General features: G+C 39.5%; 15 protein-coding genes. 1 reads left to right on the plus strand and 14 read right to left on the minus strand.

The genetic code is table 11. The features are described 5' to 3' along the window. Positions 1–59 precede the first annotated feature (59 nt). Positions 60–278, plus strand: coding sequence for a hypothetical protein (locus F5ESL0237_RS08025; RefSeq protein WP_122025165.1), 219 nt, complete (start codon positions 60–62; stop codon positions 276–278). On the opposite strand, the gene F5ESL0237_RS08030 is transcribed toward F5ESL0237_RS08025, so the two are convergent. The 14 genes from F5ESL0237_RS08030 to F5ESL0237_RS08360 all read right to left on the minus strand — a co-directional run bounded on the left by F5ESL0237_RS08030 (position 279) and on the right by F5ESL0237_RS08360 (position 10479). Further along, positions 279–887: a hypothetical protein gene (locus tag F5ESL0237_RS08030; protein ID WP_122025166.1), complete on the minus strand. Its 609-nt coding sequence runs from the start codon at positions 885–887 to the stop codon at positions 279–281. A 17-nt stretch (positions 888–904) separates the two neighbouring features. Further along, positions 905–1405, minus strand: a complete 501-nt coding sequence (locus F5ESL0237_RS08035; RefSeq protein WP_122025167.1) for a phage protein — start codon at positions 1403–1405, stop codon at positions 905–907. Positions 1406–1418: 13 nt separating this feature from the next. After that, entirely contained in the window at positions 1419–2627 is a 1209-nt protein-coding gene (locus F5ESL0237_RS08040; protein WP_122025168.1) for a hypothetical protein, read from the minus strand. A gap of 17 nt (positions 2628–2644) precedes the next feature. Continuing rightward, positions 2645–3145 carry a hypothetical protein gene (locus F5ESL0237_RS08045; protein WP_122025169.1) on the minus strand — a complete coding sequence of 167 codons (501 nt, stop codon included), beginning with the start codon at positions 3143–3145 and terminating at the stop codon, positions 2645–2647. Next, entirely contained in the window at positions 3102–3422 is a 321-nt protein-coding gene (locus tag F5ESL0237_RS08050; protein ID WP_158593167.1) for a hypothetical protein, read from the minus strand. Before F5ESL0237_RS08050 ends, F5ESL0237_RS08045 begins: the two co-directional genes overlap by 44 nt. Before the next feature lie 40 nt (positions 3423–3462). Next, complete coding sequence (locus F5ESL0237_RS08055) at positions 3463–3735, minus strand: hypothetical protein (protein ID WP_122025171.1); 273 nt, start codon at positions 3733–3735, stop codon at positions 3463–3465. A 5-nt stretch (positions 3736–3740) separates the two neighbouring features. Further along, positions 3741–4241, minus strand: coding sequence for a hypothetical protein (locus F5ESL0237_RS08060; RefSeq protein ID WP_122025172.1), 501 nt, complete (start codon positions 4239–4241; stop codon positions 3741–3743). Beyond that, entirely contained in the window at positions 4231–4590 is a 360-nt protein-coding gene (locus tag F5ESL0237_RS08065; protein WP_122025173.1) for a hypothetical protein, read from the minus strand. The genes F5ESL0237_RS08060 and F5ESL0237_RS08065 overlap by 11 nt, the downstream gene beginning before the upstream one ends. A gap of 2 nt (positions 4591–4592) precedes the next feature. Beyond that, positions 4593–5642: a phage capsid protein gene (locus tag F5ESL0237_RS08070; RefSeq protein WP_122025174.1), complete on the minus strand. Its 1050-nt coding sequence runs from the start codon at positions 5640–5642 to the stop codon at positions 4593–4595. A 4-nt stretch (positions 5643–5646) separates the two neighbouring features. Continuing rightward, a complete protein-coding gene (locus F5ESL0237_RS08075; RefSeq protein WP_122025175.1) occupies positions 5647–6273 on the minus strand; it encodes a DUF4355 domain-containing protein in 627 nt (208 codons plus the stop codon). A 93-nt stretch (positions 6274–6366) separates the two neighbouring features. Next, the gene (locus tag F5ESL0237_RS08080) at positions 6367–7254 is read right to left on the minus strand and encodes a hypothetical protein (RefSeq protein WP_122025176.1); all 888 of its coding nucleotides are present in this window, start codon (positions 7252–7254) and stop codon (positions 6367–6369) included. Further along, entirely contained in the window at positions 7184–8887 is a 1704-nt protein-coding gene (locus tag F5ESL0237_RS08085) for a phage portal protein (protein ID WP_122025177.1), read from the minus strand. Before F5ESL0237_RS08085 ends, F5ESL0237_RS08080 begins: the two co-directional genes overlap by 71 nt. A 4-nt stretch (positions 8888–8891) precedes the next feature. Further along, positions 8892–10184 (minus strand): PBSX family phage terminase large subunit, encoded by a 1293-nt coding sequence (locus F5ESL0237_RS08090; RefSeq protein ID WP_233553213.1) that lies wholly within the window; start codon positions 10182–10184, stop codon positions 8892–8894. Next, a complete protein-coding gene (locus F5ESL0237_RS08360) occupies positions 10159–10479 on the minus strand; it encodes a hypothetical protein (RefSeq protein WP_147441007.1) in 321 nt (106 codons plus the stop codon). The genes F5ESL0237_RS08090 and F5ESL0237_RS08360 overlap by 26 nt, the downstream gene beginning before the upstream one ends. Between the last annotated feature and the right edge of the window lie 680 nt (positions 10480–11159).

The following is an 11159-nucleotide window of genomic DNA, read 5'->3' on the forward strand; positions in this document are numbered from 1 at the left end:
AAAAAGCCAATCATCACGATTGACTATCATCTCCTCCAAAAATAGCTAAGCCGATACTATTGGCTATTAAATTGGCCCTCATTTTAAAAACTTTGTATGCGGTTCTTGTAAGAACTGCACGTACATCAATTGACATATCTTCAACTTCAGCAATTGATTTTGCTAACCCAGCATTGATAATTAAAGCATCATTGACATATCTTTTAGCAAGTTCATCAATTTTAGTATTGTCAGCTACCCATTCACCATTATTATTGGGAAAAAATAGCTCTGTTTGATTAGCTGCGGAGAAAAAATCTCTGCAATTCTAGTGCAATGTCTAAAAAACCGTTAACATGTAATGCTTTGGATATTGCATTAGCAATGTCATTAGCAACTTCATTGATATGTTTAGCATCATCTAAGTCCTCTAATGATAGTGTCTTACCACTAGTTGACTTGATTGCATCTAGTTCAGTGGCAAAGTCAAAGAATTGCTCTAGTTCGTTGGACTCATTAGCACCACGGGCACTACGGATTAAATTAAGCATATCCCTAACATTAGTAAAGTGGAATAAAAACTTATGCTTTTTGCCATCATAGTCTTCGTATTCTAATTCTTGCTCAACCAAGCTAGTCTTTTCAATATCTTCGTTAACGGTCTTAAAGCTCAAGTGTGGGAATACTAGTGCTTTATCAAGCAAGCCCTCAATTAAGTCACCGTACTGGACCATATTATCTCCAGCATTCATGAAGTGCTGCAATCTCACACGGTCACGGCCGCCAAGCCGGCGCATAGTAATAGTCAGCTTATGCTCTTTATCATGCTCATCAGTGTATTTCACTTCTTTTTTGATTTGGCCTTTGGCAGTATCTTCAATTTCTTTAATAATATCTTTTTTAGACATACTCAATTCCCCTTATCTTACTTTACCGCGTCTTCATCCATACCATTTTCTAGCTGGAACACATCAACCACCCATGTTCTTGCTGTAATTGAATTTGACATATGTCCATCTGGGATTTTTTGAATAAGACAACCATTAAAGTTGGCGGTTTCGCCCCAGTTGTCATTGACCATCCTCATATTAAAGGCACTTGTACCCGAGCCACCTTCATAATTTCCTTGTAATTTGTAAAGTTGAAAAAGGACTTTGTTAGCAAAACCTCCTTCACTGGCATTAATAGTTAAAGTACCAGTTTTAGAGTGGTTGACTACACCAATGGGACTGCCGTTATAGTCACTACTGATTGTGGTGTCATTTTCTGTTTTCGTCCATGAGAAAGCCTCTCCGTTTTGGAAGTCGGTCAACTCGACTGTCTTAATACCTCCTTCCAAAGGAATGTCAGCGTATAGATGAGTAAATCGCGTATCTTTCAATGAAAATTGCTTACCATTTGGTAACGTAACAGTGTTTGAAGCCATTTATATATCCTCCTTATTTAGTAATCTCAAGTGTCATGTTAACTTTTTCAATTGCAGTAGCCAGTGTGCAAGTAACTTTTGTGCCACGATAAATTCTATTTTTGTAATCGCTAGGAGCTACATTCTCACGGCTGGTAGTAATCACTGAGTATACTGGTTTACCGTTATCACGAACTAATAATCCTTTGGCACCGATTTCAGTCATGACGCTTTCTAACTGCGCTTTTAGCAAGGCAATACCATCATTGTCATATGGTAAATAGTCAGTACTGGTCAAAAATCTTTGCATTTTAACTTGGATGGCATTTGTGATGTACTGGGTACCAAAGGTATGGTCAATATATGTGCCATCAACAGCTTTTGAATTTGATACCACAATATCGCCAGCCTTATTAGTCATGGTTAGACCGTTGTATGCCATAATTTGTGCATATTCAGCCTCTGTCCACTCGTTAGAATCGATACCAGTTAAATCATGGATTCTCATCCAATCTAATGGAATGTGGCTAATAGCATATGCTACTGACTCCACTTCTGGAAATTGGCCCGCATTGTTGTTGGCAAAAATAATGGTGTTACCTAATCTATTTTTAGAAACAGAAGCCACTTTTTCAGCTACAGCGTCATAAATTTTCTTTAAATCAGCAACATTGTCAACTGCGGAAACTAAAATAGTCTGTTGATTGTCATATAAATAATTTGATACAGCAATAACAGACTGAATATATTTGTCTTTTACTTCTTTGGCTTTGGCTACATCCGTTTTGTCGTAATCTGGCATTGCCATTAATACATATTTGGCACCGCAATACAGATTTGGAATCAAACCAGCCACATAGCCATCAACATCAACCGTTGTTGTTTCCAAATTATTCGTTACTTTTGCACCGTCATTAGTAGCTTGAGCATTAACATCGGTTGGTTTGGCTGGTTTATTAGTTGCTTGTAAAACTTGGACAGTAGTGTTGCTTACTTTAACAATATCTAATCGTCCATTTTCAGCTTCAGCAAAGTAAGCCTCAGCCTTTTTATAAACGTCTGAATCAGTGTCAAAATCGGTTGCCACGTCTTCAGCATCATAATACGGCACTAGCTTATTATCGGCATTTTCTGGTTTAACAGGTGCTAATAATAAAGTATCAATAGTTGGATTCATTGGTGCATTTTTAATAATCACGCCAATGCTGATATCCGAATTTCGTTTGGTCAAAATTTGACTCATATTATCTTCTCCTTAATTTAAAAAATGTTATTTTTTGTTTCTAGAACGCCGTTTAAATCGACATCTTTAATTTCTTTGTCACCTTGCGAGCGGTCAATCCAGTCATCAACAACTTGCAATTGCACATCAACACCACTGACACATTCAAATCTTGTAGCGAATTTCTCATCCATATTTGGCAAATCATCGGCACTGATAACCATCAAGCCATGCTGTCTTAATCGTGAATGCAAATCTAACGAACATAGTACCTTTCTGACAGTATTAGCCATATCGATTGCATCCATGTCATTGTCAGCGTGTGACTTAATCTGAATTTTCATGGTGTACATTTCATTGTTGGCACCGTTGTAGACTTGAGGATTATACCAATCGTAAATAAAGTAAGTGTAGAAAGGCAGCTCCGGACGCTCTGTGACTTCCATTTCAGGGATGAAAGGATGATCAAGCAAGGGCAGCTGCTCTTTTTGTGCCTTAATACCAGTCAGCAGGTCGCTGATTATCTGCCGAGTTTGCATTGCTCTCCTCCTTATCTTTGGTTAATTGGTAATAAATAAGCTTTGCATTCGTGTTTTCTGTGATACTAGTTACCTTATACTCAACACCACTTAAAACGTCTAGAACAGCCGTATTTTTACGATAACCTGCTGTTCTGCTTACCCATATTGCCTGATAAATTGGTACATCCCCACCACCGCCATTTTGAAAGGTGATAGCTGGGTGGGTAGTTACGATTAATGGCTCATTAACTTCGATTGTTCCCTTTTCAGTAGTTATCTTTAGCGGTCTTTGCAACCTTTTAAACATAAAATTAAAGGAATTGAAGTTAACAAAGCTACCCAATGTTTACTTTAGCTCCATCGCTAGTCGCCTCAACATTTACTTGTCTGGGCGCATCTGGATTTGTAGCAGGTACAGCGAAGGCTGGTACTGGTACTTTGTCAGACACCAAGTTGCTATTAGTATCTTTAATCGCTACCAGATAGTCACCAGCTTGCACCTGCGTTCCAGCTGCTAACCCAGTGATATCTACTTCTGTGTCTGTTGTCCCCGTAAATAAAATTTTGTCTAGATTGTCTTTCCCATAAATAACTGAAATTAAACTCATCTTTATTATCCTTTCACTATGTCATATGTGATACTGTCATGTAATTTCCCAGTATCAATTAGTGGATTATTGAAACCTTTATTAGCTACCGTTAGTGGTGCGTTTGGCGGCGTCTTCCACTTCTCAATCGTCTTTTTAAAATCATTAGCTATGCGATTACCAAGCTTTTCATAAACATCCTCAGCAGTACCTTGACCACGTAAAATATTCGCGACCAATTCCCCAGCATATTGCAACCAAAAATGTTCTTTGTGATCAATCGTCCATCTGAACGCCGCACGAGGCGGGATTGTTACTGACTTAAGCTTAACGATGCCACCATGACCATTGGGAACAGAGAGATAATCGCCGTTTTTAGGGTAAATTGTCATCCCATATTCGTTTACTCTAGCTATCATCTGCAAAAAACCATCATCAGTTGGAACACCAACGATCAGCTGATACCTTTTTAATTTTTCATACTCTTCTAGTGCTTGAGGTATGTTGTTAAATTGACTAGTTGTCACTCCACACCGCCCCCTTCTGCATATCGGCTAAGTATGGCTTAGTCAAGTTAATATACAGCTGCCAAAATGGATTATTAGCCAGCGTTGGAGCAAACATAGTCTGCTGAGCGCCTAAAATAGCAGCACTTGCCACATTACCATTACTGCCAGTAGCAATTGCATACACAATCGTACAAGCTAGATATGTAATAGCTAATGACCATGAACTTTTCGGTAATATATCTAAGCGTGCAGCAGCTGTTGCATCGTCAATCGCACTGTTGAGCAAATCATCTGACAATTCAATCGTCAAATTAGCAGTTCTCTGCTTAACTTTAGTTAGAATCGCTTTTTTCTGCTCATCATTCATGATTATTTACCGCTGTTTGGCTTATCTGGTGTACTTGGTTTATCTGGTGTTGATTTGCCTGAATCAGCTGGTTGAGCGACTTTAACACCAAAATCAGCTGGAATCTTACAACCATAGGCAACTACGTTAATCTTACGCATATCGTTTGCTGGCTTATAGATTGGCTTGGTACCGGACAATAAGTCAGCTCTAAATGTGGTTGGGCTCGTGACTGTCTCATCAACAGTAGTACCCAAAACTTGCATGGTAGTAACACGCTTGTTAATGATTGAAGTAGTCCCGCCATTCTTAAATTCATCACGTACAACCTTGACACCATCATTTGGTACTTGGGATGCATATGATACTGAACCTTTACCAAACATATAAATCACAGTAGTGCCATCTGCATTTAATGGAATACGGTCATCAGTAACCACTTGTAAACCGTTATATGTGAGAATTCTCTGACCTGTACTTTGCTCCTTAGTTGGAATCATGTCCTTACTACGCCAGAAGTATGATACTGCTGAGTTAACAGCCACAGTCGTGATACTATCGTCAACATCCCCAATGCGAGATAATGCTTGTAAGAAGCGATTAACATCAAATTCTTTTTCGTTACCCAAATCAACTGACTTAGCTGCAGCAATATCAGAATTTAAGAACATCACTTTGAGGATGTTAATGAGGCGTTGATTATCAAGCCGCAACCACCAGTCAGAAAATCTGTCTTGAATTTGGCCAGTGACATTGGCACCAGAAATTAATTGACCGAAGTCAGTTGCTCCGTATGCCTTAGTTTCATACAGCTTAATGGCTTCGCATATGCCACTGGTGAGGGATGTGGTCTTGATGTCCGTTTCATCATTCCATTCATCAGCATCCCCAGTTAAATCATTCAGGTATGGTAGCTCTACTCGTCTACCCGCTTGCAATAGCCGTGGGCCTAAGACTGAATCATTAGTCATAATGCCTGAACTAATAAATTTATTAGTCTCACTAGAACGCTCATATAAGTAGTCGTTCCAAACTTCGGGCTCTTGTAAAGCACTTAACTTAGTTAAATCCATTTATCTATCTTGCTCCTTTTTTTAGTTCTTCATATTTTGCTGGATTAGTGCGATGTAGCTCCAGTCTTTCTTCAAAAGTCATATCTTTAAAGCTCTTTTGAGCTGAATTGTGACTTAGCTTATCAACTCTGGCTGGTGGGTCTTGCTTTCCTTTGGCATAACCGTTCACCTTACTCTTAACATCAGCAGTAACCGAGCTGATATAAGCTGCTACCTTAGCCTTAGTTTCTTCATCATTCTGGCCAACCAAGTATTTAGCAAAGTCGGTCGAGAGATTATTCTCAGATAAAATTGAAATAGCTAAGTTACGTTGCTCTGTCGCACTAATTTTGGCTTCACGTTTGGCTAAATCTGCTTCATGCTCTTCGGCTCGCTTGTCTGCTAATTGTTGTGCAGTCATATTTTGCTCTTCTTGTTGTTTAGCAAGTTCTGCCTTAATCAACTTCGGCATTTCTTTTTCTTTGAATTCATCAACCGCATTTTTGGCAGCTTGTGAGCCATTCTTTTTCAAATCATCTAACGTATAAGTCTTTTCTTTTGATTGTTTTTGTTCTGTATTATTAACACTCTCCTTTGCATTTTCTGTTTTAGTTTCTACATTTTCATTTTGTGTTGCATTTTCTGCATCCATAACATATTTCCTTTCTGTTTTACGTCCAGTAGACGAATTAGCTTTTTACGTTTAACTATAAAATCGACTGATTCTTTCTTTAACGTCTAAAAATCAAAAAGACATTGCTACATCCCCATCATAAGGAATTAAGCTACATCTACAGTTGGGATGAATTGGTATATCTGGCACATTATCAAGATTAAAAGGGCCTTGTTCACGTATTTCATCGCACTTTGGGCAAACATCTGGTTCAACAACCATTTCTACCATTGCAACATGTTGCACCTTAAACGCTGACATCATAATCTCGTGAGTAGCACGAGCTGTTTCTGTTCGAAGTAATCTGATTGTGCTTGAAGTCATCGCTTTAACAGCTTGAACAGATTGACTACGAGCATTGGAATAATCAAACATTTTCGTAACATCACGATGTGTCAACGTGCTAGATAAATGTTTATTAATCGCTGATTGAACTTGAGCTACCATTGCATCGTTTTTAAGCCACAAGTCACTGGACCATTTTTTATAATTTTCAGCAATAGATTTATTAGCTTGTTTATCTCGCTTTTTGGTTACTTTATAAGCTTTTTTAATGTCCCCAACATCAAGGTCAATACGGTTACTAACTCTGGTTTCCTGTTTTTGCGTGGAAGCTAAAAAAGTAACCCCAATGATTGCTGATATTAGATAATTTCGATTAATCCCTGCTGTTTGTGAGTAATAGCGATAGCGTGCCCGAGCATCTGGTGACAATTCCGACATTGTGACTTGGTCAACTGCTTGCTTCCACTGCTGTAAATCCCAATTGTTTATCTTCTGAGTCACTTGTGTTGGATCTAAACCATTCTTGTTACCGTACTCAGCAATAAAAGCATTGAGATGATTAGCAATAAAGAGTAATGCTTGCCGATAGTCATATTCGGTGCCGCTATTGTCCTGCTTGTCTCGATTCAGTAGTTCTCTTATCCGTGCTTTCGCTTGTGCTGTACTTACCTGCATTACTTAACTCCTCGTCTGTCATCCCTGCTTTAGAGACAGCATATGCTTGTTGCTGCATCTTTTCGGATTCCTCACTTACTCGCTCTGATTCAATCTCTGAATCCACACCAGTAATGCTTGCGATATTGTCCTGAATGGTTTCATCACTGACCACGCCAGTTTGCTTAAGTTTGACCATTTCATCGATGATTTTGGCATCATTCTTCGGCAGGTTATTGGTAAAGCTGATATGGAACCGAGAAACCAAATCTGGATTCTCTACTTTAGCTGTAAGTGACCAATAGTTACCCAGCAAGGTTAGTCTGCGTTTAATTCCTTTGGTATAGAGTGCCTTTTGCATGGCTATTTCTTGGTCAGTACCCCACAGTTTATAAGACAAAGCCTCGCCTGATGTATTGCCTGAAAATGCTTCATCAGTCATATCTGGCGTGTTTGTGTCTTTGTGAATATCATGCTCTAATCGCTTCATGTACGTGAGCCAGCCGTCAGCATTCAATTCCTTGGTCAGATATTTTGCATCGGAAGGAATAACTGTTGTCGAGCCTGTTTCTTCGTTTTCTCTGATTGCTGGCTTTAAATAAATTATGCGATCATTAGGGTCAACATCTTTGTATTTGACACGTGGTTGACCACTATCGTCATACATTTGTTCGCCATTTTCATCCAGCACTGGAACTGATACCTTTGTCTTGATATCTCCAGTAATCAATAGATTGGCATTGCTAAAGTTTTCTTGACTGTTAGCCATCTCAGACATGCTTTTATCGTATGCATCAATGGCATCTAGCTTTGATTCCCATGCACCTACTCGGTCTCTATTCAGTCTGAACTCTGTAATTGGCACCTGCCTAAAATTATGAGTGTCGAAGTCACCCATATACTCTAAATGGGATGCCAAGTCATTGTCTGCCTTAAAATGGAATATCTCCATATCTGTGTAGACATCAACATAGTATTTTTTTGTGTTGTTGTAAGACACGAAGTTAAAGTTGACAGCAAAGAGTGAATGCTGATTAATCGTTGTGTCGTATACAACAAAAGTATTGGCTGGGTCTAGTACCGCAAAAGCTGGATCTGTTGTGTTCTCATGTATGTACATCAACTCATAGGCTCGGCCAGTGTTCATGAGATTAATAGCCATGTCTTTTTCATGCGAGCTCTCATCGTTAGCTTCATTAAATTGGTCAACTAAGTTCTGGATATTCTCTTGCTCCGATTCATCAACATCTGAATCGCTAAATTGAAAGTCCAACGGGTTACCGAACTGGTAGCCTACTCTCAGACTGGTAATGTACTTAGCAAAGCCACTCGCTACACGGTTATCGGCTGTCTTTCTCGTCTTATTGCTATTCCAGTAGTGAATGTCATTATCCCCGTTGTAATAGCGTTGAAGAGTAATTATTCGTGGCACTTGATTTGTGTAAAAGTCACGAACATAGTTCTGAACTAGTTCAGTTAGCTTATTTAAATCAAACAAAGCTGCTTGCCACTCATCTGCTGGCATCCTATATATCTGGTTACTGTCAAAGCCAAAGTGTGGTCTTTCACCGTTTAATAGATATCTTGTGTTATATCCAGGATAAGGACTTGGCAAACTACTGGTATGCGCATCCCTGTCATTTGTTGCTGCCATTCATTTACACCCCCATATTATTCAAAAATTCAACTTGGTCTGTTATTGAACTGTTTGCTACTCGCTTAGGCATGATATACCGCTCAAAGGCATATCTGAGTGCATCCATAGCGTGGTTATTAGCATCAACTGGTTTGTTTAGCCAATTACCCTCTTTATCACGCGCATATGAATACGAATTGAATTCAGCAATTGTGTTTTTGCAGTTTGGCTTAACGTGTATCTTGTAGTCCTGTAAAAAAGTGATTCCCATCATGATTGATTCCTTGCCTTTCACGCACCGTTCAATCTTTCTAATTCCTTTGGCTCTTAGCCACTGAATTAGTCTACCCTCTGCACTATCAGCAATAATTTTCGTATTCTGGAAGTGATGCTCACGTAGCCACCTAAGCAGCTGCTCGTTGGTCATCCCATACTCATACATCTCATCATAGATATAGATATTCTTGCCTGCTGTATCAATTACTGCATTGACTAGTGCTGTCGGATCATTCGTTAGGCCAAAGTCCATGCCGTGTGCAACATTATGGTATTTCCGTTGCATTTCACTAACATCAAAATCTTCAACCAACACATTGTTGTAAACTAGTCCTTCAGCAATGCCCCAATCGCCCTCACAAACGATTTTTGCACGTCTAGGGTTAGTTCTGTATAAATCCTCATATCGCGAGCGGTCTTGGTCATCTAGCCATTCATTGCATCGATATGTGGTAGTCTGTGCAAACAAATCTCTCACGCGCGTTTTTCTGTCAAAAAACATTGATTTGAGCCAGTGATTCTCCGACCACGGGTTAAAAGTAACTGTTATTTGCTTAAAAAAATTAGCGCTGTCATTGGAGCCTCTTATACTTTCGACCACTGTTTCAAACTTCTCACGCGTCTCAACCTCATAAGCCTCTTCCAGCCAAAGCCACGACAAAACGCCAACAGGAACAGCTATAGATGTAATCTTCAAAGGGTCATCTAGTCCTCTGAAGAGTATCTTTTGTCCGGTTGGCTTATACGTGATTTCTGGCATTGACATATTAACTGTGAATAGTTCATTGGCGTGCAACTTGTTGATTGCCCAGCAAATATCAGTGTATGTTGACTGCCTGTTTGTGTTCGAATAACGCCTTATCACAAGGATATTTGCCCACGAATACTGCATTAACCGACTTACTAAGTTAAGAGCAGTAGTCTTTGATTTCTTGCTACCACGTCCGCCCTTGACCACACGATAGAAGTGCTTGTCATTCCAAAATTGCGAGTAGCCTTTGCCGATAATTTCGCTAATCGTTGGTGTCGACATCTTCATCGTCATCTCGATTCATATCAGTGATAATGATTGGGCGAGTCTTAATGGTGTCTTGTAACTTGGTCTGACTCTTATTACGCTCAATCTCACTCTTAAGCTTTTCAGCAAGCAGTTTCTCATCTGCCGGCGAGCCTTTGCGGTCGTAGTAGATATCTGGTAGCAAGTTCTTTGCCATGAAGATTAAGACAGTCGTGTCTGGCTCAACTATGTACTTTCTCTTTTTTGTATGTGTCTTGCGATTACCCTCTGCATCTTCCCACTCCTCAACGATTACTTCAGTCCGTTCTTGTGGCACCAGCTTTGACCGCAATGTTGCTTCAACTGTATCTTTGGCTCGCTCGCGTCCTTTTTTTATAGCCTCCGAGAACTCCGAGTGTTTGCTGATATAGTCATAGAAAGTTGACTCACTAATCGGTAGCATATGGTTTTTTTGGTTGCAGATATCCTTAATCTGTTCGCCGTCCGCTATCCAATTTGTCAACTGACCAAGCATCTTCTTAACTGTTGGCCACTTTGATTTGCTCAAGCATTATCACCTTCTTTCTTGGCACTAAAAAAGAGCACCACTAGGATGCTCAATGTATACGGCTTTATCCATTATTTTACTTTCCCTTTGCAAAACAAAAACCTCACTGTAAATTAGTGAGGTTCTGTTAGTTTGGAACCCTAATGTTTTCTGAACTTGATCTCTAAGTGTATAGTCAGGAGTCGAACCTGACTATACATACTACCGAAGCCCGCTCGCCAGTGTTAACTCTCAAAACACTTTATGGGTCATCGCAGGCTATTGCGGTGTCGAGAATCGAACTCGGCTACAACCATTACCGCAACTCTTTGCTTTGTCTTTGTATTTAAGGAGGTTAGAAATGAATAAAATCTAGCTAGTTTAACGTCGTTTTGGACGGTCTTAATAGCTATTAGGAATTACCCTAATTTTTTGACAATACCATAATACAATAGATTATGACCGCTTGG

The organism is Lactobacillus sp. ESL0237 (genome assembly GCF_003692985.1).
GTDB lineage: Bacteria > Bacillota > Bacilli > Lactobacillales > Lactobacillaceae > Lactobacillus > Lactobacillus bombicola.

Coding starts and splice junctions, on each gene's coding strand:
- F5ESL0237_RS08070 (WP_122025174.1), bottom strand. CDS start 5,642: ATGGATTTAACTAAGTTAAGTGCTTTACAAGAGCCCGAAGTTTGGAAC.
- F5ESL0237_RS08035 (WP_122025167.1), bottom strand. CDS start 1,405: ATGGCTTCAAACACTGTTACGTTACCAAATGGTAAGCAATTTTCATTG.
- F5ESL0237_RS08065 (WP_122025173.1), bottom strand. CDS start 4,590: ATGAATGATGAGCAGAAAAAAGCGATTCTAACTAAAGTTAAGCAGAGA.
- F5ESL0237_RS08040 (WP_122025168.1), bottom strand. CDS start 2,627: ATGAGTCAAATTTTGACCAAACGAAATTCGGATATCAGCATTGGCGTG.
- F5ESL0237_RS08085 (WP_122025177.1), bottom strand. CDS start 8,887: ATGGCAGCAACAAATGACAGGGATGCGCATACCAGTAGTTTGCCAAGT.
- F5ESL0237_RS08075 (WP_122025175.1), bottom strand. CDS start 6,273: ATGGATGCAGAAAATGCAACACAAAATGAAAATGTAGAAACTAAAACA.
- F5ESL0237_RS08080 (WP_122025176.1), bottom strand. CDS start 7,254: ATGCAGGTAAGTACAGCACAAGCGAAAGCACGGATAAGAGAACTACTG.
- F5ESL0237_RS08030 (WP_122025166.1), bottom strand. CDS start 887: ATGTCTAAAAAAGATATTATTAAAGAAATTGAAGATACTGCCAAAGGC.
- F5ESL0237_RS08090 (WP_233553213.1), bottom strand. CDS start 10,184: ATGAAGATGTCGACACCAACGATTAGCGAAATTATCGGCAAAGGCTAC.
- F5ESL0237_RS08045 (WP_122025169.1), bottom strand. CDS start 3,145: ATGCAAACTCGGCAGATAATCAGCGACCTGCTGACTGGTATTAAGGCA.
- F5ESL0237_RS08055 (WP_122025171.1), bottom strand. CDS start 3,735: ATGAGTTTAATTTCAGTTATTTATGGGAAAGACAATCTAGACAAAATT.